This is a genomic window from Acinetobacter sp. YH01024 (assembly GCF_013420195.1).
Taxonomy (GTDB): domain Bacteria; phylum Pseudomonadota; class Gammaproteobacteria; order Pseudomonadales; family Moraxellaceae; genus Acinetobacter; species Acinetobacter amyesii.
Map to the genome: position 1 here is coordinate 68,684 of NZ_VOYQ01000006.1, position 21,150 is coordinate 89,833.

A 21,150-nucleotide genomic window follows, 5' to 3' on the forward strand; every position below is an offset into this window, starting at 1 on the left:
TAACCCGTATCATTTTATTTATATCGTTTCATTTGCATCATTCTATTGCAACGTTCTGTGCTTTAACGCAATTTAGCCCTTTAACTCAGGATAAATTCGATTAGCGGCTTTAGAACTTTAAGAAAATATCCAATTAAAAATGCAAATGAACGACTTTTAAAACGAGATCCTTAGCTTTACCAACTAGAAAATTAGCTTAACAATCCAAATCATTACGCTTCTGCTTCTGGATGTTCAGCATTTTCTTTTTCTGTTTGCATCGACTCAATGAGGTCATGTTTATTGAACTTTTTATACTCTGCTTTTGCTTCGTAACTGCTCCATGCAGCTTTTACGGTATCCGCAGAAATATCGTCTAAATTCAATCCCTCAGTTGCAGTCGGAGTCGCATCAAATTTTTGTGTGGTCATTGTTGTGCTCCCTGTCTTTCGATTTATACATTAGATTCAACATAGCATGTTATTCAGGACTTGCAAGGGTAAAATCACGACAAATAGTCTAGTTTAATTTTTCTTTTCCTTCGTTCTCATCTAAAATGTTGCACAATCACATTTTTATCATTTTTGATAAATTAATATTTGGAGTTTTCCGGTTATGTCAAATCTCACCCTTTCCCAATTTCTACAACAACAAAGTGGTAATCTTACTCCTGCATTAGCACAAGTTATTGAAACAATTGGTAATACATGCAAAGACATCGACCTTCTTTTACAAAAAGGTGCTTTGGCTGGTGTATTGGGTAGCGCGCAACACGAAAACGTTCAAGGTGAAGAACAAAAGAAACTTGATGTCATTTCAAATGATTACCTCATCGATGCATTAAAAGTTCATCCACATGTCGGTGGTTTGGCATCTGAAGAATTAGATGAATTCACACCAGCTCAAGAAAATGGCGATTATCTTGTTTTGTTCGACCCATTAGATGGTTCAAGCAACATCGATATCAACATGTGTGTTGGCACAATTTTCTCAATTCTTCCTGCAAAAAATGCGGTAACGCAAGCTGAAGATTTCATGCAAGCGGGTGTGAATCAAGCGGCTGCAGGTTATGTACTGTATGGTCCATCAACAATGATGGCTCTAACTGTCGGTGCTGGCGTAGTCTTCTTTACTTTTGATCCAGAAAGCAAAGAATTCTTATTAACTAAAGATGCGATTGCGGTTGCAGCAGACACTAAAGAATATGCAATTAATGCATCGAACCAGCGTCACTGGGAAGAACCTGTAAAACGTTATATCGACGAACTTCTTGCAGGTAAAACTGGCCCGCGTGAAAAAGACTTCAATATGCGTTGGGTCGCATGTATGGTGGGTGATATTCATCGTATTCTTTGCCGTAGCGGTATCTTCATGTATCCATACGACTTCAAAGATCCGAAAAAAGCAGGCCGTCTACGTTTAATGTACGAAGCAAACCCAATGAGTATGTTGATGGAACAAGCTGGCGGTGCTTCTACAACAGGCCGTGTCCGCATTCTAGACATCCAACCAACAGAACTTCATCAACGTGTTCCTGTGATTATTGGTTCTAAAAACGAAGTTGACCTAGTTACGTCATACCATAATTAATTTCTTATAACGAAAGTCAGTATTTTTGCTGACTTTCGTGGATATCTCCCCCATGGCTCTGATTTATCTCGAATCAAAAGACAACCCGAAAATTAAGCACCTACGTGGCTTAATTGAACAAAATGCCTACCGTAAAAAACAAGGTCAAACTGTTTTGGAAGGCACACACTTGGTGTTGTCATGGTTAGACTCAAAACGTCCAATCAAATCGATTTTCACCACTGAACAAGCAATTAATCATGCCGACTTCGACCGCATTGCGGAACAATATCAAGGTGCGGTGTTTATTCTAAGTGAATCTTTATACAAAGATATCAGTACACTTGGAACATCTATTGCTTGCTTAGCGATTGTGGATTTACCAAGTTCAAGTGAAGCGCTTAACTTCAGTGAAGACACCTTAATTTTAGACAACATTCAAGACCCTGGTAATGTAGGCACCCTACTCCGTTCTGCTGCCGCAGCAGGTATTGAGCAAGTCGTTTGTACCAAAGGCTCTGCATCACTCTGGTCACCGCGTGTATTACGCGCAGGTATGGGCGCACATTTTTCATTAAATACCTTTGAAAATATTGCCCTTGAAGATATTTTGACGAAATTCAAAATTCCAGTGTATGCAACAAGCTCACATCAGTCTGAAAACCTATATAGCAAAAATTTGCGCAAACAATGTGTGTGGATTTTAGGCAATGAGGGTCAAGGTGTTTCTGAGTATGCATTACAACATGCAGAAGCCGTTGCGATTCCTCAACCGGGTGGTCAAGAATCGTTAAACGTAGCCATTGCTGGCTCGATCTGTTTTTTTGAAATGGTACGTCAGCGTCAGTAAAATCGTTATTTTATTGTATTTAGCGCTTAAGCCTGAAAAAAATAGACTACACTAGAAAAAATAATAATTCTTTTTGTCAACCTAACCATTATTTCCATCGTTATTTGTATATGAATATGGAAATAATGGTGGGTATCCGATGACAGGATTTTCCATCTCTATGGATTTAGCACCCAAAAAGTCCGAGACGCAAGACAGCAGTGTTTTAAAAAGCACGGCTGAGTCTCGCCTGAAAAACTTCATGAATGAAGTGACGGGGCGTGCTTTAGTAATGATGGAAAGTGCAACGCACGGTCAACATGGCATTGCCATGGACTTGGTGCAAGAAGCCTTTATTTCCTTACATAAAGCTTATGCTGAAAAGTCCACAGAGGAATGGTATCCCCTGTTTTACACCATTTTAAATAACAAGCTGCAAGACTGGCGTCGAAAAGAAGCACGTCGTTCGCAGCCGTTTTCCTTATTTAGAAAAGTCAGCCTAGATGACGACGATGTCGAAATACAGGATGTTGTAGATGAATCTACACCAAACCCTTTCGACTTTCTGGATCAGGCTGTCACTGCAGAGGAAATACAAGATGCTATCGCAGAACTTCCAGTCCGCCAGCAACAAGCATTTATGTTGCGAGCTTGGGAAGGCTTTGATACGCATACAACTGCAGAAATTATGAATTGTTCCGAAGGCAGTGTGAAAACACATTACCACCGTGCCATTCAAGGTTTACGTACCGCTTTGGCACATTTGAATCCACATATGGGAGGATCATCCGAATGAAACAAGATGATTTCTTAAAGCAAGTAACTTCCAAACTTGATGGACTCGCACAGCACCATAAAGACAAAGCAACTGTCATGAATAACGTGCTTGAAGATATTCATCAGCGCGAAACTTCTCGTTATGGTTTCTGGAAAATGTCTGGCTTTGCACTTGCAGCAGCAATTGCAGGTTTTGTCATTTTACCGAATGCGACTGTACTGGATGACAAACCACAAAATCAGGTGATTTCAACCCCTAAGCTCTCCCCTCAAATGGTGGAAGATCTTGAAATGTTGATGGTTCTGGGTGAGGACAAAGTTCCACATGGCAGCTAAAAAATTAGCAATTGCATTCTGTGCTTTTAGTTTTTTGCAAACCAGTTTTGCTGGCTTTGATCGCTTTTGGATTTTTTCAAAAGATGCAGATACTCAAGTTAATGAAACTTGGGATTCGCTATCTGAAGCAGAACAACAGGCTTTAATTAAAAAGTATCAGGCACTCAAAGAGATTCCTGCAGATCAACGTGTCAGCTTGCAACAGCGCATGGATTGGTTCACCCAACTTCCGGACAGTGAAAAGCAGCGTATGCGCGAAACATGGCAAAAAATGAGTACTTTAGAACGTAAAGAACTCGCGACACGTATGCAAAAAGCTAGTCCTGATGAACGACCTGCTATTCGCGATGAGTATATCAATAAATATTTACAGCCTATCGCTGTCGTTCACTAATTAAAAACAACAGTATGTTGTGAAAATCAAATCCATTACATTGGTTAAGCCATAAAAAAAGCCTCTTATCGAGGCTTTTTTTATTGTCTTACTTGCTCAACCGACGCTGACGATACACACCCAAACCAATCAATGCCAACAGTCCAAATACTCCCATTGAGCCACCGCCGCTAGAAGAAGAGTTGGTATTTTTCGCTGTATTCTTAAGAGTCAGAATTGCATTACTTGATGCAATGCCGTCACTATCGATAACGCTATATTCAACAGGATAGTCAAACTGACTAAAGCCATTTTTTACAGAGAAGGTGATTTTGCCACCGTAGCAGGTTTCCTTTAAATAACTTGCTGGACAGCTACCACTATACTCAGCTTCAAAGTTTAAACCTGCTGGGATTTTCGTAAAACGAATGGGAATAATTTGGCCTTCTTCATTTTTATGCCATACCGATTTACCCGCTGGCATAGATGCAACTGGACCATCACCATCATCATTAGCATTTTCTAATAAATTATTGACTGTAACAGACAAATTATTTGACGGACTAATCGTATATTGGGCAGCTTTGGCCACTGGGGTCATATTTTTAAAGGCCACACGGACTACACCAGAGGATTCCGCCTGACTCCCTGTCTTTTGTTTTAGCGTATATTTACAAAAACCGTATTCGGTAGGTGCTGTTGTTGCCCCACTGGTGCGATAAATAACGATTTGTTTTATTCCCGCATCCCAATCACAGTGTAGGTCATGTGGTGGATTACCCACAATACTTGCTTCGCCTGTACTAGACACCGTAATTTCACTACCAATGCCGATTGGTGAAGTCGTCACGGTGTAGTTGTCTGCATTTAAGGCAATTTGTCGTGTTTCAGCACTACCATTCACAGACTCTTCTTGAGGTAATGATGCCGGGAACGGATCAAAATAAACCGCACGATATTTAAGGTTATTTTTTAATGCACTTAATACCGCTTCGTACTTTGTTAAATCATCCTGATTGGCAACTTTGTATTCTGCATAATCAGGATCATCGATATCCTTTTTCAAAGCATCAATTGTATTTTGATACTTATCTTGCAGAGCTGTTAAAGACTCATTGGTAATATCTGCCATATCTGCTGCGGTTAAATTCATTAACTCAACCGAACCAATATCACATGTGTTTCTTTGCGTAGGTGATAACTGTAAAGTACCATCTGTGATCCGCAAAATGCCCCGTTGATCCGCATCACTACAGCCGTCTAGGCCAAGATTGATCAAGTCAAAACCACTGCCGATTGCTTTCGGGTAATACAAAGGTAAATACAAGTTATAAGCAGATTTTGTTTGTAGGTCGCTTAATAAAGTCCCCATAGCATAGCTACTTACATCATGGTTTTGCAGAAAGCTTTCCGTACTATTCAGTACACTTTCGGGTAAATAACACTGTGCGGCTGCCAGTTCAAATGCATTATTACTTGCAACAAATTTTTGACCATTATCAGGTACAGCATTATTGAGATAGCGACAAGATTTCCCACCAGTATTGTAGGCCAATACATTGAAATACCAAGCCTTTGTACCATTGTTATCATAATAATAGGTACTAGCCGCATTGTTCTCGACTATTGTATTACTGGTTAAAACGAAGCTAGAAAAAGCACTTAAACGTTCCGTTCCCTGAGAAATGGCACGGATAATACTACCCGTACTTGGATTTGCTTGGTTTTTTGCAATCGTATTTGCTGTTAGTTCAACTTTGGCATTACCACAGAAGTCCATCACACTATTGCTCGTCGATGAACCATTTTGAATAATACTGCTTTGCTGGAACACAATTTCAGGCTGGGTATCCCCCAAGTTCCCGATACAGTCCATAGCAACAACACTACCTTTAGGTGCGACGTTACCCTGAACTAAACTGCTCACCAATAATGTTTTTTTCGACATATTATGCGCAACGGAGTAGATCGCACCGCCAGCAACTTTGGCCTGAGAGTTTTCAATTGCACCATTATTTAAGGTAAATGCTCCCCCTAAATACAAGGCACCACCACGGTCTTCTGCCATCCCGCCAGTAAGGCGTACATTATTGACGATAAAGTTGGCTTCTGAGCGTGAAGTATTAAAAATACGCGATTTGCCTTGGGCATTAATCGTCGTTCTAATATCTTCATAGGCAGGAAATTTCTGCGTCAGTAAATTTTTTGAATCATAGTTAAAGCGACTTTTCCCCTCTATCACGATCTGATTTAGAGGAACTAACTCACCTTTGGTCAGAAGATATTCACCTGCTTCAAGTTGAATATAATCGGTCTGCCCATTATTTGGATTACCGACATTACATCCACCAAAAGATTTGTTTTTACGTGCAGTTTCAATCGCTTCACGTAAAGAACATTGATTGAGATTTTCACCATTTTCATCATCAAAGGTCGTAACTTTGATGATGTTACTTGTCGCTGCCATAGATGACATAGCCGCAAGGACCATGACCGCCAGCAATCCTTTTTTATAATTTTTCATGTGCTGTCCTTAATTCTATCCAGACTATTTTTTAAAGCGACGAAATCCAACTAAGCCAAGCAGCGCAAAAATACTCGCCCAGCCTAGAGCACCACCCGAAGTTTTAACGGTTTTACTTTCCATTTCATTGTTTGGTTCTTGGAAAATACGCACTTCTGCAGCTAAATAATTTTTTGCCGAAGTATTAAAACGGGTTGAAGACGTCACCACACGCAATTCAAAAATATCTGCGCCATGCCAATTTCCATTTGGCGTGTATTCAAAATCACCATTCAAATTCAGTGTAAATTTACCTTTAGATTCGGTGCTTTGTACAATTATTGGGCAACCATCTTGCCATGGCTCACCCGTTGAATTTGCCATACCCATCACTTTTGAACATTCTTCTTTTGGAATTAAATCACTGTCACCTAATGCATCTAAAATATTAAACTTGGCTACTTCACCTGTACGAATGTCTTTACCTAATCGAGGCATGCTCACAGGAACCACAATTTCGATAGCCCCACGATCACACCAAACATCATCCAAATTACGATTTTTTCCACGCTGATCAGAAGACTCGCAATACACATGATGCTCATTGCCATCTGCTGTGGTCTTCCCCTTATTTAATATCGGGCTTGAGAAAATCGTTTCGTAATCTAATAAAATACGAGGACGTAAATAACCAATAAATGCGTTATTTGCTGTGGTAAATGGACAAAAAAGTGCATTACGATCTTCTGTTAAGGTTTTACAGCTACCTTCATCTTCACCCGCAATTAAACTCGTCCCAGACCACACATCATTTAAATTTGCAGCAGGCCCAACAGGACAACTCGCAGCCACTAAGTTGTTATAAAAAACAGATTGGTCTGTTCCTGAGTTCACGACTTTACAATCTTGAGCGGTACCACTGAGCGCATTACCAATCACCACACTATTGGCTAAATAAGCATGCTCAGAGGTACTATTTAGTTCGATACCGCCACTGTTCTTCAGTACTGTAATATTATTGAGTGCTAAACCATCACGTAAGTTGACAGCAAAACCTTTGTTTTTGAAAAAAGTACTATTGGCAATGATATTTTGAGGGTTACTGAACACCAACTTGCTGATGTCTGCGAGCCCATTTTGATTGTAAACAATCGCTCGACCAGAAGTGCTTTCATTATTTTTGAACAAAGATGTATAGATTTCATAAGCCGGTGCTTCTGAGTAAATTGCACCACCATCTACCGCTTTGTTGTTTTGAAAAATCGTGGTTCGTATATATAGACGGCTTGCTACAGCTGCGCCATCTTCTGAAAATCCAACATTGTAGATTGCACCACCAAGTCGTGCATAGCCATCTTCAAACTTTACATTTTCAAGTGTAAGTTTTTCATTATTAAAAATGATGCCGCCTTTATCAGCACATTGATCTTGCTTACATCCTTTAAATGAAATTTCTTTAAAATTGATCGCAAGTAGTTCTTTTTCGCCATCATTAATATTAAAAATTTGATCCTTACCCGTCATTTCAATGACGGCATTATTAAGACCGAGTACGACATCTTCATTGACGTTACTGCCATACGCCGTTTTCAGATTCAGTTCTGCTTTAATATCAATTTTTTTAGTGAGTTTATAAACTTCATTTTTTTTCAGAGAAATTGAGGCATAGGCGTCTTTACCCCCGCAACCATTATATCCGGCTTCTGGCATACCATTATTGATATATTCTATGGCTTCACGAAGTGAACATTCCTTGTCATCCTTTACAACATCTTCAGTGGTTGTAACGATAATTTCTGCGCTAAATGCATGACCTGCCATGAGAAGCATGCCAATGCCTATGCTCTGTTTGAGCATATCCATCTCCTTAAATATTTTTTATCTTTTTATTCTTAAGTTGCACAATCCTTGCAACATTAAAATATTTTTATGTACTTTGTCACAGCTTGAGTAATTACTCAAGAATTTTTATTGCTTACCGATATTCATCAATTAGGGCAAAAATCTGTCTTAAATTTGCATGACTCAATTTGACTTTTTCACCTTTTAACATCTGAATCAGTTGTTCTAAAGAGCGAAGTAAAATAGACGCCTGATGCGGCCCATGTGCCAACAAATAATCCACAATTTGTTGATCCATATGGATGCCACGTCGCGCTAAAACAGAGTTAACGAGCGCTTGACGGTCTGCGTATAAGCTACCATTCGGCACTTTCACACTAACAGCCTGAGTTAATCTAGACTGTAGGTCTGGCAGTTCAAGTTTGAGTTCAATTGGCGCCAGTCGAGATGAAAAGACCAATTGACCACCTTCTTCGTTATTATAGTTAATCAGGTGAAAAACGGCTTTTTGCCAATGTGGAACTCCACTGATGGCTTCAATATCATCCAAAGCCACTAAGTCATAGCGATCTAGCGAAGTAATCGCTTCAGTGGGCGCATCGAGCAATTCAAGCAATGAAACTTGAATTGCTGATTTGCCAATTTCTAAATAGGAGTCACATATTGCAGACAGTAAATGGCTTTTTCCTGTGCCAGCTCCACCATAGATATAGAAACGATTCATTAAACCAGCATGTAACTGACGAACACCATCGATTACATGCCCCCAACTCGGCCCAGAAAAATCACTAATTCGGGCATCGAGTTGTGGTTCTATATCTAGCTGCAATTGACGCATATCTATATTTTGGCCTTATCAATCTTTATGTTCTGATCTTTCAATGTTACTCGAAATTTCAGGATCTTGCAGCGAATTTGCAGACTGATTTTTGAGCTCAATATCGACAGCAATTTGATTGGTTTCTACGCTTAATGTGCCAATTTCAGCATCATTCACCACAAGTACATCATTTCGGTATAAATTACTTTTCTCATAATTTTCACGCGCATGACGTAATAACACCACAATAATCGCTGCGACTGGTAATGCAATGAGCATTCCGAGCAGTCCTGCCAATTGTGCGCCTGCAAGTACTGCAAAAACCACGGCTACTGGAGACAAACCAATTTTGTCGCCCAGTAAGAACGGCTGAAGGATATAGCCTTCTATCGCCTGTCCCACCATGAAGACAACCAGCACTAAGGCCAAATGTACCCAATCCAAACCGAATTGGAATAGACATGCCACAACTGCCGAAATAATACCGACTGCAAAACCCAAGTACGGAATAATGCTGGCTAAACCTGCAATCATCCCGATGATGATGCCGACCTCAATACCCACCAATTGAAGTCCAACCGCATATACAACGCCCAACAAGAACATCACCAAGAACTGGCCTTTTACAAATGCGCCTAGAACTTCATGACATTCGCCTACGATGGTTAATGTGCTTTTTTCGTATTTGCGTGGAATAAGGCGACGCATGTTTTCTAACATACGTTCCCAATCTAATAGGAAATAGAAGGCAATGATTGGAATTAAGACAATCGTGCCACCAATTTGTATGAAGTTCAGACCTGATTGAGCCACTTTTAACAACATGGCTTGAATACTGTCTGCACTATAATTGGTTTGAATATATTCCATGATCGCTGCTGACATTTGCTCTGTATCAATTTCCATCGGTACAAGATTAAATGTTTCAGATAACCATGGCAGGAAGGTGTAATTCACCCAGTGAATATTGCCTGGAATATTGTTTTTCGCATACATCAACTGTTCCCAGACTAGTGGTACGAGGAACCACATGGCAAGGAAAATAGCGACACCAATTCCAACAAAGACCAAACTGATGGATAACCAGCGCGGCAAACCAATTTTATGTAATTTATCGACTAAAGGGCTAAATAAATATGCAATTAGAAATGCGCCGATAAAAGGAACAACTACAGGCTTTAATAAGTATAAAACCCATAGGATCAATGCTATCCCAGCAAGAATAAAAATTCGGCGCAAGGTGCGATCACCCATATAAAGTCACCTTTTTTCAATGTAATCGTTATAGAAAAGAAAATATTTTAATAAAGATAACATTTTAGTGCGAAATAGCATAAGAGTTTTGCATATTCAGGTTATAATCCCCGCGCGAATGCGGAGACTTCATTATGAGCAACTCAACTTCTACCCCAAACACTGGTTTAAGCTACAAAGATGCAGGTGTCGACATTGAAGCGGGCGACGCGTTAGTCGATCGTATCAAATCTGTCGCGAAACGTACTGCACGTCCTGAAGTAATGGGCGGTCTAGGCGGCTTCGGCGCTCTTTGTAAAATTCCTAAAGGTTATGAAGAACCTGTTCTCGTATCTGGCACAGATGGTGTTGGTACAAAATTACGTTTAGCATTGAATTTGAACCGTCATGACACAATTGGTCAAGACTTGGTTGCAATGTGCGTAAACGATCTTCTCGTATGTGGTGCTGAACCACTGTTCTTCCTTGACTACTATGCAACTGGCCACCTCAACGTTGACGTTGCAGCAAATGTTGTGACTGGTATCGGTGCGGGTTGTGAACTTGCAGGCTGTGCATTGGTTGGCGGTGAAACTGCTGAAATGCCAGGTATGTATGAAGGCGAAGACTACGACCTTGCAGGTTTCTGCGTAGGTGTAGTTGAGCAAAGCAAAATTATTGATGGCTCTAAAGTTAAAGCGGGTGACGTTTTAGTTGGTGTTGCATCTTCTGGCGCACACTCAAATGGTTACTCACTTCTTCGTAAAATTTTAGATGTGAAAAACGTTGACCTTACTCAAATCGTTGATGGTCGTCCACTTGCCGATACAGCAATGGAACCAACTCGTATTTATGTAAAACCAATACTTCAGTTATTGAAAGAAGTGGATGTACACGCAATGGCACACATCACGGGTGGCGGCTTACCAGGCAACCTACCTCGCGTACTGCCAAATGGTGCTCAAGCGGTAGTCAATGAAGCATCTTGGGAATGGCCAGAATTGTTCAAACTACTTCAAAAAGAAGGTGGTGTTGAACAATTTGAAATGTACCGCACATTTAACTGTGGCGTGGGTATGGTTCTCGTAGTTGATGCAGCAGATGCTGACAAAACTGTTGAATTACTCAACAGCCTTGGCGAAAAAGCATTCACAATGGGTCACATTGCAGACAATTCTGAATCTGTTGAAGGCGCTGACGAAAAAATCCGTGTAGTTTTCGCATAAGCAACGTTCATGATTAAAATTGCTGTACTTGTTTCAGGCAGCGGATCTAACCTGCAAGCCCTGATCGATGCCAATCTATCAGGTCAAATCGTTGGGGTAATTTCCAATAAACCTGATGCTTTTGCACTGCAACGTGCAGAAAAAGCAAAGATTGCAACTGCAGTCATTGAACACAAACAATATCCAAGTCGTGAAGCTTTTGATGATGTGATGCATCAACAACTGCTCGACTGGGATGTTGACTTGGTGATTTTGGCAGGCTTTATGCGCATTTTAAGCCCAAAATTTGTCAAAGCATGGGAAGGGAAAATGATTAACATCCACCCTTCTTTGTTACCAAATTATAAAGGCATGCATACTCATCAACGTGTGTTAAACACTGGTGATGTCTTCCATGGCTGTACAGTTCATTACGTGACTGCAGAGCTAGATGCCGGCCAAGCGCTTGCTCAAGGTGTGCTTAAAGTCAATGTGCATGATCATGCTGAAAGTCTGGCAAATCGCGTTCACGTGCTTGAGCATGTGATTTATCCTCAAGTCGCAGAATGGATCTGTAATGGTACGATCCAACATACTGCTGATGGGGTGTTATATCGCAATCAACCGATGCAAGCACCTGTTCAATTCTGCAAGTTTTAAAATCAGTTTTTATCTATTTTAAATAGAAATAAAAAACGCATCCTCGGATGCGTTTTTTTATTTGAGTACATTCAATCATTCATGTTTGGCATGAACCGCTAACATTTGTTTGATTAACTCAACCGTTTCTACTGGTTTTTCTAATGGAAACATATGACTGCCGCTAACCACTTTAAATGGAATCGCAAATTTTTTCTCGACCATTTGGGGAAAGTGACGTGCCAAAAATGGCCCCTGCTCTGCAATTAACTGCTGTACAGGTACTTGCGGTTGAGCATGAGGTAACCACCACAGTGAAGGATTGGTTCGAAAAATATGAACTTCATCATCACGTGAAATCGTCAACTCCACCCCACCACGCAGTTTATCGTCCATCAATGCATAATCAATATAAGCTTGATAACAGTCTGGATCGAAATCTTTATAAAAACCTTTCGGCCTTAAAAGCTCCGCTGCTTGTTCACGACTGTCCCAATGATCACGACGACGTTTCGACAAGCCTGCGGGCGACATTTTATCGAGGACTTTAAGTTTGAGGAGTTTTGCAATGTGCAAAGCAAAAGACTCTTTCCCCATGATCATAGGCGGATCAATCATTAACACTTGTTCAAACAATTCTGGGCGTTGTAACGCAGCCTGAAATGTTAAAACCGAACCTAATGAGTGACCTAATCCAATCACCTTACGACCATTGGCCTGACGTACAATACTGTCTATTACCTGCTGTGTTAAGCTTTTCCAATGGTTATCGATTGGGTAACGCTTATCTGGCCCAAGTAACGGCACATAGATCACATCATATTCATCACTCAGTAAATCAAACAATTTTTGATAAACCTGTGATGGCACGCCATTGGCGTGCGCAAAATGAATTAACGGTTTCATTGTAACTTCGTGCTGTTTTCAGATTGAACCTGTTGTGACAATGCACTTGCCAAACCTTGACCAAATGAACTTCCCATACGACCTAGCACAGAATCAAATGGACTATTTTCAATGGTGTAGTTTACGGCTTTTTCAGTTTTCAATTCACGTTTCAGGCTATTTAAACTACCTGTACGGTCAGCAATACCCAGCTTCACAGCCTGATCACCTGTCCAAAATAAACCTGAGAAAATAGCCGGATCATTTGATTTTAATTTCTTACCGCGACCTTCTTTCACGGCATTAATGAAATGCGCATGAACGTTATCGAGTACACCTTGAACATGTGCTTTTTGTGCAGCATCGACAGGTTGAGTCATGGATAAAATCGCTTTGTTCTCACCCGAAGTCATGGTGCGATCTTCTACACCGAACTTTTGCATCAAACCACTAACACCATAATTCGGCATAATCACGCCAATTGAACCCACTAAACTTGAAGGGTTGACAATAATTTCATCTGCGGCAGACGCAATATAGTACGCACCTGAAGCACCAGTATCACCAATAATGGCATACAGTTTTTTATCGGTATGGGCTTTTTTCAAGTACTGAATTTCTTGCCAAATTTCATCAGACTGAACAGGTGAACCGCCCGGTGAGTTAATATTTAAAACAATCGCTTTGCTTTGTTTGTTTTCATAGGCTTTTTTCAAAGCTTTGATGGTATTTGCACTGTTTACACTTTGCTTGTCCGCTGCAATGGTCCCAATGATATCAACCACGGCAATATGTGAGCCCACTGTTGCTGCAGGATCTGATGATGACATGCTGCAACTTTTTGCCATCGCAATGATAATAAATAGCAAATAAGCAAAGGTTAAAAATTTAAAAAATATACCCCATCTACGTGCTCTACGTTGTTCCTCAACGGAAGAAAGCACGGCTTTTTCTAATATTTTCCATTCATTTCCAGTTGGCTGCTGGATATTGTTTGAAGAACTTTGCTGTTTTTCTTCAGGTTTTGGTGGCCATTCGGACATAAAAAAAACCTAGTTAATCGTTAATTTGTAGTCATTATATACACGCTAATCGCTATAACTGTCTAATCAATTCATTTTCCCCTATAATTATTTTAAATTTTCTTTCATTTGTATCAGACTTAAACAAGATGACCGACCAAAATTCACAGGACACCACATATCACCTGTTAAAATTTATCAGCCGTCAACCTATTCAAATTTCTAGATTAATTGCAAAAGGTTTGGCTGGGTTAGTCAATGTTTTAAAAATCTCTAAAACCTACTCTACGATTCAACGCAATCTTAAAATTGCATTGCCTGAATTATCAGAGTCAGCTCGCATTCAACTCACTAAACAAGCGATTCGAAACGAACTTTGTTCTTATTTTGAATTTTTTAACATTTGGGGTGCAAGTACAGAAAAAAATATTCAACGAATTCATCACGTACATGGCGCTGAATATTTACATGAAGCGCTCGCCCTACAAAAAGGCGTTGTCCTCGTGGTACCGCATTTTGGCACATGGGAAATCATGAATGCATGGGTTGCGCAGTACACTCAAATGACCATCATGTACAAGCCGGTAAAAAGTGAATCTGCCAACAATTTTGTCCGTGCTGCACGAAGCCGCGAGCAAGCAACATTGGTTCCTACGGATGAATCAGGTGTACGTCAAATTTTCAAAGCCTTAAAACAAGGTGGGACGACTGTAATCTTGCCAGACCATACGCCCAATGCCGGCGGCGAAATGATCCCTTATTTTGGCATCCCATTAAAAACCAGCAACTTAAGTGCAAAACTAATTCAAAAAACCAAAGCACGTGCGCTCTTACTATATGCCATTCGTAACGATAATCATGGTTTTGATATGCATATCGAACCTATCGATGACAATATTTATCAAGGTAATGCAGATGATGGCTCGATGGTTATCTTTAAAGCAGTGGAAGATTTAATCCATCGTTACCCAGAGCATTATCACTGGAGCTATAAACGCTTTAAAGCCAATCCAAAATTGAGAAATCTATACAATATTAGTGATGAAGAAGCCGATCAACGCATTCGTGATATTCGTGAGGAATATCAAAGACAGCAAACAATGACAGTGGCTGAATAACATCTTCACGCCTTGCCCTTGAGCGAGTTTCTCTATTCGGATTCTTTTGATAGGCTGCGATATAGATCAAGCCATTTATACTTTGTTCGCTCTTCGATCAACTCGATTTGCTGTTTATTTTGCTTGAAATGAATACTTCCACTTTGTGCGGTCTGTAAGAGTGGAATATCTAATTGTTTGAGTCGTGTTTGGGTCATCTTTGCAGGATGTCCATAACGATTAAATCGCCCCGCAGAAGCAATCGCCAACTTGGGCTTAAAATGGTTTAAAAACGCATAGGATGAACTATGCTGACTACCATGATGTCCAAGTACCAAAATATCGACTTTTAGGTCTGGATAATCACGTAATATTTGATATTCAGTCTCCCAACCCGCATCCCCCATCAATAGAAAATGTCTTGGTCCATTGACGCCTTTGACCGTCACATACAGTACACAAGAGCGTTCATTGGCATTCCATTGGGCATTTGTCAGATCTTCAGGCTTTGGCGAGAGTATTTCAAAATAGACTTGCTGATCCCAATTCCACTGCTGACCACGCTGACATAAACGCTGTGGAGCTTGGTTTATGGTTTGTACTCGCTCATTACTTGAAAGCTGCCCGATATCAAGCTGTTGCTCCAATGAGAAAAAGCCACCACTATGGTCTTGATCTAAATGAGTCAATAACACCCGATCTAGTCGATGGACACCATTCACACTCAAAAATGGCCGGATGATATTTTGCCCGACACTAAATTGACTTTCATCATAGTTTCCACCGAAGTCTACCATCATATGATGATCTATAGAACGGATATAGATCGCCTGCCCTTGCCCCACATCTAAAATTGAAAGTTGAAAGTTTGCTGAATTTCTCCATGGGATAAACAGAGCAAAAAAGGCAATGACCGCCCAATATTTTGGCAAGATACCTTCAGGTAAAAATAAGATTACTACAACGAGTATCAACAGTATGATTTGAGTTGACGTCAATGCGACATCGTGCATTTTTGGTGCAAAGAGTCGATCTAAGCCATAGAGAAACACATGCAATATTTCCAAACACAGATCATTGAATAAAAAAACCAAATGCGCCAAAGGTGTAGAAATATAAGAAAGTGCCCCTCCGATGATATCTAAAGGAACCACCACTGCCCCTAGCCACGGGATGGCGAATAAATTACTTAATGGGCTAATCCACGTGACTTGCTTGAAAAAAATCACCATCAATGGAAATAAGGCAACAAAGATTTTCCATTGTGATTCCACCATCAACCACATTGAATGCCTTAACTTTTGCCAAAAACTGACTTCTGTTTGAGCCAGTAAATGCATCCTTAAGGTTTGATATATCCGCAGTAAAATAAAGCATGCACCATAAGACAACCAAAATGCTGCAGATAAAATACTAAAGGGATCCACTAGCAATAAAATAGCGGCACTAAAAACCAGCAGTTGAAAAGGCTGAATGGTTTGCCGTAACAAAAGCATGCTACTTGCGACAAGGCAAATCGTCAGCGTTCTCAGCGCCGGTATTTCAAAACCGGTAAATGCACAATATAGAAGGACACAAAAGATAAAGGGCACGACCAAAACATACTGTTTGGGCCATTTGAGATAGATTTTGGGACAATACTTACGGATACCTAACTGCAGCGCCCAACAGAGCATGCTGGCAAAAACCAGTACATGCGGACCAGAGATCGCCAATAAATGACTCATCCCAAAGCGTTGAAATAATTCACTGGTGCCTTCAGTGAGTAAACTTTTATCACCTGTAAGCAGTGCTAACAGCAAGCCATGATTCCGTAGCGGTTGTTGGTATATAAACGCTCTTAAATATAAACGTTGTTGTTCGACTTTTATTTTGAACTGGTGTAGCACACCTTGATGTCGTTGATACTGCTGCCCATAGCCCATCGCAATCACATGTTGAGGTGGTATTAATTCCACCGACTTCACCTTTAAACTGGCATGTATATTTTGCTGTACGCTCCACCGCTCTTGGTCAAATGCACCTTCTGTCACATAGCTTTGGGTAGGTCGTAACTCACCATACATACGATAGTATTGTCCAGGGACCAACTGAATCGTCTGTTCATTATTTTGCACAATTGAATTGGGTAAATACGCCATAAAATATTGAATCTGCTGATTCACATTGAGCACTTCAATTTTTTGCTGAATTGCTTGGTCTTTGAGTTGGCTGATCTGTGGAATATACGCTATAAACTCGCCTTGTCTGCTCTGATGTTCAACCAATGCCAAACGCTGATCGAGTTGAGTATTGGCGAAACTAAAGCCGAGAATTGCACCTATGCAAAGATTTGCACTGAGCTGTAAGATTTTCGAAAAGATACTTTTTAGTTTTGGTGAAATGTAGAGCTGTAGCACTAGCCAAATCAGGACAATAAAAAGCAACTGAGCTGTCGAGAGTTGTGAATTCCAAAACATGAACCCCATAAAAGAAATACCTAAAATCCAGCCAATACAAAAACTTTGTAACATGAGTCGTCATTATTTTTATTATGTGCTGGCAATAATAAAGCCCACCGCGGTGAGCTTCAATCAAACAATCTTAATCCACTAATTTTTTACAAAATCAATTTAGCGCTTAGTCATCTACCCATAAACCATCTTGCATATGCAAAATCGCATCAGCAGATTGAGCTAAATATTCATCATGGGTCACAATTAGCATTGCCATGTTAAATTCTTTACGTAATTCAGACAGCAACTCAAAAATCCTCACCGCGGTTTTGCGGTCTAAGTTCCCTGTTGGCTCATCAGCCATCATCAACTTAGGTCTTGCTACCAATGCACGAGCCAAAGCCACACGTTGACGTTCACCGCCTGAAAGCTCACCCGGTTTGTGCGTCATGCGGTGGGAAAGTCCAACGCGTTCCAAAAGATATTCAGCTTGCTGCTTCACTTCTTTGAAGTTACTCGACTTACGTAACATCAATGGCATTGCCACATTTTCAAGGGCGGTAAATTCAGGCAGCAAGTGATGGAATTGGTATACAAAACCTAAATGCTCATTACGGATATAACCACGCTCTGCTTCACCTAAAGTGTCAAAGCGTTGACCATTAATCATCACTTGACCCGATGTTGGACGATCTAAGCCACCCAATACATGCAACAACGTACTTTTACCAGAACCACTTGACCCCACAATCGAAACAAACTCACCTGCTTTGACTTGTAATGAAAGTCCACGAATCACATCGACTGTAGACTTCCCATCGGTAAAAGATTTGGTAATGTTTTGGGCATCTAAAACTAAATTACTCATAGCGTAGAGCCTCTGCAGGTTGAACTTTAGCTGCACGTAATGCCGGATAAATAGTCGCGATAAAGCTAAGACCCAATGATAAAGATACAATCACCACAACATCTTGCCATCTTAAATAAGACGGTAAATAGTTGATGAAGTAAGCATCAAACATATTTAAGCCCAATGTTGTATTCAACCAACCGACTAAATTACTAATACTCGATGCAGCGATAATCCCTAAAATCGCCCCAGACACCGTACCAATCACCCCAATCACTGTACCTTGCACCATGAAGATCCGCGTGATTGTAGCCGGTGAAGCGCCTAGAGTACGCAAAATGGCAATATCGGATTTTTTATCAGTAACCACCATCACCAATGAAGACACGATATTAAATGCTGCAACCAATACAATCAGGAACAGCAATAAACTCACCATTGCCTTTTCCATTTGAATCGCGCTGAATAGGTTGCCGTGTGTATAAGTCCAGTCAGAAGCATAGAAGTTTGCAGGTAGATCACGCACAATTTCTTGAGACACTTGTGGCGCTGCAAAAATATCATCCAACTTCATACGGATGCCTTGCGCACCATCTGGCAGTCTTAATAAAGTCGACGCATCGTTCAGGGCCACGTAGCCCATCATCGAATCAACCTCTGCACCAATACTGAAAATACCCACAATTTTAAATCGTTTAAAACGCGGAACGACCCCAGCCGGCGAAGGAGTTGCTTCAGGAAGCACTAAGGTCACACTGTCATTCAAGCCTAAACCTAAGGCATCTGTCATTTGCTTGCCAAGGACAATACCAAACTCACCTTTTTTCAGGTTATCGATACTGCCTTCCACCATATGGTCTTGGATAATTGATACCTTTTTTTCATACTGCGGTTCAATCCCACTGACCATAATGCCAGACACTTGACCTTGTGCCGTCAACATTCCCTGTAATTGGGTGAATGGTGCGACCCCTTGAACATGCTCATGCTGCTCAATTTTTTTTGCAAGTTCAGGCCAATTTGTTAAAATTTGTGTTGAAGAAACAGTGGCTTGAGGTATCATTCCTAAGACACGAGTTTTCAGCTCACGATCGAAACCATTCATCACAGATAAAACTGTAATAAGGACTGCCACACCAAGCGTGAGGCCGATCATGGATACCAGAGCAATAAAAGAAATAAAGTGGTTACTGCGCCGAGCGCGAGTGTATCTCAACCCTATATACAGCGAGATTGGTTTAAACATAACCATCTAGTCCGAGGTAATATATTATGGAAAATTTACAGCATCAAAGCGTTCAAACTGAACGCCGTGTAATGTCGCGTATCGATGCTGCTTTGCGCATCAACTATCAGATTATCTCTGATGATGTTGCACTGAATGATCCTTACGATCCTAATTTTGTATTGCCGCGCTATTTTCTACTACTTGCTGAATTAGATCAATTTGATCATGCACTCAACTACGAATTAGAACAATTAGCTGAGAAAGATCAACAAATTGCTCGAATCTTATCCTTATTTAACCAAAAGTTAAACCTTATTACGGGTTCTTTATACGACGCAATTGTACAAAGCATGTTACCAGTGCCTGAGCATGTGAATTTCTCAGAGACTGGTTTGAGCTTTTTTAGCGAACGCGCGATTAAAGAAGGTACTTATATCCATGTGACCTTAAGCCACCCTGAAAATTTCTTCCATATTGCGGCAACTGCGCAAGTGGTTTATAGCCGTGAAGAAGAAAGCAACTTATACCGTACGGGTGCCTATTTTATCACACTGCTCCCTCAAGACCGCGTCAAACTTGCAGAGTGTATCGCACTGACCCAAAACAAAGAGTGATTTTTAATCAATGTTTTAATTTGTGGGCGAGCTCTCTGTTCGCCCGAAAATCTTTATAAAAATAAACAAACAAGCCTGATAATAGAATCACAGCACCAAGTAAAACCATCAATGATAATTTTTCATCATTCAGTAAAGCACCAAAGAGCATAGCAAGCATGGGTGTGAGTACCGTTGTTAAAGACAAAGTTGTCGCCTTGATGTTTTGTACCAGTTTGAAATAACAAAACATTGCAATCAATGAAGCCATAATCACTGCATAAAATAAGCCAATGAGTGCTTTGGTCGAAGGCATCTGTGTCGGTGCATACTGCCAAATAAACGGTAGCATCGCGGCAGAAAATAGTGCTGAGATAAGAATCGAACCCGTGGCCTGAGACATAGGCTGCAAAGGTGCATTGACTTTTTTCACCCAAAAAATCGACATACAGTAGACGAATACGCTCATTAACATTAAGACAATACCAACAGGCTGTACGTGCTGATCACTGCCGCCTAAGCAAATAATGGCTAAACCACAAACGGCAATCAACATCCCAATCCATTGCAAGCGATGCAGATAGGTATGAAAGAAGAAACGACCGATCAGACCCGTCATAATTGGTGCCAAACCAAACATCAGGGCAATAATGCCTGAGCTGAGATAGGCCGTTGCCATATAGGTAAAAATCTGAGAACCAATAAAACTAAATGCCCCCGCCAAATAACTGTGCAGCGAGGTTTTATCCATCGGAAGTTTATGTTTAAAAATAAACAATAATGCAACAGCCAAGGGTAATGCGATAAAAAAGCGTAATGTCAGTGCCCAAAACGCATTGATATCACTGACACTCCAAACGATGGCAAGTGGCGTGGTCGACCAAATGAACACCAACAACGCATAGGTCGTCGCTAGATTTGTTTTAGATGGCATG

20 protein-coding genes are annotated in these 21,150 nt (G+C 40.6%); 9 read left to right on the plus strand and 11 right to left on the minus strand.

The genetic code is table 11. The features are described from left to right. Positions 1-212: 212 nt before the first annotated feature. Positions 213-410: an NF038105 family protein gene (locus FTT88_RS04800; protein ID WP_078190373.1), complete on the minus strand. Its 198-nt coding sequence runs from the start codon at positions 408-410 to the stop codon at positions 213-215. Positions 411-594: 184 nt separating this feature from the next. Between FTT88_RS04800 and FTT88_RS04805 the strand changes: the two genes are divergently transcribed. The 5 genes from FTT88_RS04805 to FTT88_RS04825 all read left to right on the plus strand — a co-directional run bounded on the left by FTT88_RS04805 (position 595) and on the right by FTT88_RS04825 (position 3,884). Then, entirely contained in the window at positions 595-1,569 is a 975-nt protein-coding gene (locus tag FTT88_RS04805) for a class 1 fructose-bisphosphatase (RefSeq protein ID WP_078192041.1), read from the plus strand. A 52-nt stretch (positions 1,570-1,621) separates the two neighbouring features. Further along, positions 1,622-2,398 carry an RNA methyltransferase gene (locus FTT88_RS04810; protein WP_078192042.1) on the plus strand — a complete coding sequence of 259 codons (777 nt, stop codon included), beginning with the start codon at positions 1,622-1,624 and terminating at the stop codon, positions 2,396-2,398. A 160-nt stretch (positions 2,399-2,558) separates the two neighbouring features. Continuing rightward, the gene (locus FTT88_RS04815) at positions 2,559-3,173 is read left to right on the plus strand and encodes an RNA polymerase sigma factor (protein ID WP_111883945.1); all 615 of its coding nucleotides are present in this window, start codon (positions 2,559-2,561) and stop codon (positions 3,171-3,173) included. Then, complete coding sequence (locus tag FTT88_RS04820; RefSeq protein WP_078190377.1) at positions 3,170-3,490, plus strand: hypothetical protein; 321 nt, start codon at positions 3,170-3,172, stop codon at positions 3,488-3,490. Before FTT88_RS04815 ends, FTT88_RS04820 begins: the two co-directional genes overlap by 4 nt. Next, entirely contained in the window at positions 3,480-3,884 is a 405-nt protein-coding gene (locus FTT88_RS04825) for a DUF3106 domain-containing protein (protein WP_078190378.1), read from the plus strand. The genes FTT88_RS04820 and FTT88_RS04825 overlap by 11 nt, the downstream gene beginning before the upstream one ends. A gap of 88 nt (positions 3,885-3,972) precedes the next feature. Here the strand turns inward: FTT88_RS04825 and FTT88_RS04830 are convergent, their stop codons facing one another. The 4 genes from FTT88_RS04830 to cxpE form a co-directional block, all read right to left on the minus strand. After that, positions 3,973-6,387, minus strand: a complete 2,415-nt coding sequence (locus tag FTT88_RS04830; RefSeq protein WP_180173709.1) for a CSLREA domain-containing protein — start codon at positions 6,385-6,387, stop codon at positions 3,973-3,975. A gap of 24 nt (positions 6,388-6,411) precedes the next feature. Beyond that, positions 6,412-8,223 (minus strand): rhombotarget A, encoded by a 1,812-nt coding sequence (rbtA, locus tag FTT88_RS04835; protein WP_180173109.1) that lies wholly within the window; start codon positions 8,221-8,223, stop codon positions 6,412-6,414. A gap of 118 nt (positions 8,224-8,341) precedes the next feature. Beyond that, positions 8,342-9,046 (minus strand): DnaA regulatory inactivator Hda, encoded by a 705-nt coding sequence (hda, locus tag FTT88_RS04840; RefSeq protein WP_078190380.1) that lies wholly within the window; start codon positions 9,044-9,046, stop codon positions 8,342-8,344. Between the two features lie 18 nt (positions 9,047-9,064). After that, positions 9,065-10,282 carry a chloramphenicol efflux transporter CxpE gene (gene cxpE, locus FTT88_RS04845; protein WP_078190381.1) on the minus strand — a complete coding sequence of 406 codons (1,218 nt, stop codon included), beginning with the start codon at positions 10,280-10,282 and terminating at the stop codon, positions 9,065-9,067. A 134-nt stretch (positions 10,283-10,416) separates the two neighbouring features. Here cxpE and purM point away from each other — a divergent pair, with 134 nt between their 5' ends. After that, positions 10,417-11,487, plus strand: coding sequence for a phosphoribosylformylglycinamidine cyclo-ligase (gene purM, locus FTT88_RS04850; RefSeq protein ID WP_180162971.1), 1,071 nt, complete (start codon positions 10,417-10,419; stop codon positions 11,485-11,487). A gap of 9 nt (positions 11,488-11,496) precedes the next feature. Next, positions 11,497-12,126 carry a phosphoribosylglycinamide formyltransferase gene (gene purN, locus FTT88_RS04855; protein WP_180173710.1) on the plus strand — a complete coding sequence of 210 codons (630 nt, stop codon included), beginning with the start codon at positions 11,497-11,499 and terminating at the stop codon, positions 12,124-12,126. A gap of 75 nt (positions 12,127-12,201) precedes the next feature. Here purN and FTT88_RS04860 read toward each other — a convergent pair whose 3' ends face one another. Together FTT88_RS04860 and sppA are read right to left on the minus strand one after the other, a co-directional pair. Beyond that, positions 12,202-13,011: an alpha/beta fold hydrolase gene (locus tag FTT88_RS04860; protein ID WP_180173711.1), complete on the minus strand. Its 810-nt coding sequence runs from the start codon at positions 13,009-13,011 to the stop codon at positions 12,202-12,204. Beyond that, entirely contained in the window at positions 13,008-14,033 is a 1,026-nt protein-coding gene (gene sppA, locus FTT88_RS04865; protein ID WP_180173712.1) for a signal peptide peptidase SppA, read from the minus strand. Before sppA ends, FTT88_RS04860 begins: the two co-directional genes overlap by 4 nt. 128 nt (positions 14,034-14,161) lie before the next feature. On the opposite strand from sppA, the gene FTT88_RS04870 reads away from it, so the two are divergent. Next, complete coding sequence (locus FTT88_RS04870; RefSeq protein ID WP_180173713.1) at positions 14,162-15,130, plus strand: lysophospholipid acyltransferase family protein; 969 nt, start codon at positions 14,162-14,164, stop codon at positions 15,128-15,130. 32 nt (positions 15,131-15,162) lie between these two features. Here the strand turns inward: FTT88_RS04870 and FTT88_RS04875 are convergent, their stop codons facing one another. From FTT88_RS04875 to FTT88_RS04885, 3 genes are all read right to left on the minus strand, one after another. Beyond that, on the minus strand, positions 15,163-17,622 hold the full coding sequence (locus FTT88_RS04875; protein WP_180173714.1) for a DNA internalization-related competence protein ComEC/Rec2: 2,460 nt from the start codon (positions 17,620-17,622) through the stop codon (positions 15,163-15,165). A gap of 106 nt (positions 17,623-17,728) precedes the next feature. Then, a complete protein-coding gene (lolD, locus tag FTT88_RS04880; RefSeq protein ID WP_180173715.1) occupies positions 17,729-18,412 on the minus strand; it encodes a lipoprotein-releasing ABC transporter ATP-binding protein LolD in 684 nt (227 codons plus the stop codon). Further along, positions 18,405-19,640: a lipoprotein-releasing ABC transporter permease subunit gene (locus FTT88_RS04885; RefSeq protein WP_078190389.1), complete on the minus strand. Its 1,236-nt coding sequence runs from the start codon at positions 19,638-19,640 to the stop codon at positions 18,405-18,407. The genes lolD and FTT88_RS04885 overlap by 8 nt, the downstream gene beginning before the upstream one ends. Before the next feature lie 26 nt (positions 19,641-19,666). Between FTT88_RS04885 and FTT88_RS04890 the strand changes: the two genes are divergently transcribed. Continuing rightward, positions 19,667-20,236: a PilZ domain-containing protein gene (locus FTT88_RS04890; protein ID WP_078192054.1), complete on the plus strand. Its 570-nt coding sequence runs from the start codon at positions 19,667-19,669 to the stop codon at positions 20,234-20,236. A gap of 7 nt (positions 20,237-20,243) precedes the next feature. Here FTT88_RS04890 and FTT88_RS04895 read toward each other — a convergent pair whose 3' ends face one another. Further along, complete coding sequence (locus FTT88_RS04895) at positions 20,244-21,149, minus strand: DMT family transporter (protein WP_168378072.1); 906 nt, start codon at positions 21,147-21,149, stop codon at positions 20,244-20,246. Between the last annotated feature and the right edge of the window lies 1 nt (position 21,150).

Coding starts and splice junctions, on each gene's coding strand:
- FTT88_RS04800 (WP_078190373.1), bottom strand. CDS start 410: ATGACCACACAAAAATTTGATGCGACTCCGACTGCAACTGAGGGATTG.
- FTT88_RS04895 (WP_168378072.1), bottom strand. CDS start 21,149: ATGCCATCTAAAACAAATCTAGCGACGACCTATGCGTTGTTGGTGTTC.
- FTT88_RS04815 (WP_111883945.1), top strand. CDS start 2,559: ATGGATTTAGCACCCAAAAAGTCCGAGACGCAAGACAGCAGTGTTTTA.
- FTT88_RS04805 (WP_078192041.1), top strand. CDS start 595: ATGTCAAATCTCACCCTTTCCCAATTTCTACAACAACAAAGTGGTAAT.
- purN (WP_180173710.1), top strand. CDS start 11,497: ATGATTAAAATTGCTGTACTTGTTTCAGGCAGCGGATCTAACCTGCAA.
- cxpE (WP_078190381.1), bottom strand. CDS start 10,282: ATGGGTGATCGCACCTTGCGCCGAATTTTTATTCTTGCTGGGATAGCA.
- purM (WP_180162971.1), top strand. CDS start 10,417: ATGAGCAACTCAACTTCTACCCCAAACACTGGTTTAAGCTACAAAGAT.
- FTT88_RS04825 (WP_078190378.1), top strand. CDS start 3,480: ATGGCAGCTAAAAAATTAGCAATTGCATTCTGTGCTTTTAGTTTTTTG.
- FTT88_RS04820 (WP_078190377.1), top strand. CDS start 3,170: ATGAAACAAGATGATTTCTTAAAGCAAGTAACTTCCAAACTTGATGGA.
- sppA (WP_180173712.1), bottom strand. CDS start 14,033: ATGTCCGAATGGCCACCAAAACCTGAAGAAAAACAGCAAAGTTCTTCA.
- rbtA (WP_180173109.1), bottom strand. CDS start 8,223: ATGCTCAAACAGAGCATAGGCATTGGCATGCTTCTCATGGCAGGTCAT.
- FTT88_RS04875 (WP_180173714.1), bottom strand. CDS start 17,622: ATGTTACAAAGTTTTTGTATTGGCTGGATTTTAGGTATTTCTTTTATG.
- FTT88_RS04870 (WP_180173713.1), top strand. CDS start 14,162: ATGACCGACCAAAATTCACAGGACACCACATATCACCTGTTAAAATTT.
- FTT88_RS04885 (WP_078190389.1), bottom strand. CDS start 19,640: ATGTTTAAACCAATCTCGCTGTATATAGGGTTGAGATACACTCGCGCT.
- FTT88_RS04860 (WP_180173711.1), bottom strand. CDS start 13,011: ATGAAACCGTTAATTCATTTTGCGCACGCCAATGGCGTGCCATCACAG.
- FTT88_RS04810 (WP_078192042.1), top strand. CDS start 1,622: ATGGCTCTGATTTATCTCGAATCAAAAGACAACCCGAAAATTAAGCAC.
- FTT88_RS04830 (WP_180173709.1), bottom strand. CDS start 6,387: ATGAAAAATTATAAAAAAGGATTGCTGGCGGTCATGGTCCTTGCGGCT.
- hda (WP_078190380.1), bottom strand. CDS start 9,046: ATGCGTCAATTGCAGCTAGATATAGAACCACAACTCGATGCCCGAATT.
- FTT88_RS04890 (WP_078192054.1), top strand. CDS start 19,667: ATGGAAAATTTACAGCATCAAAGCGTTCAAACTGAACGCCGTGTAATG.
- lolD (WP_180173715.1), bottom strand. CDS start 18,412: ATGAGTAATTTAGTTTTAGATGCCCAAAACATTACCAAATCTTTTACC.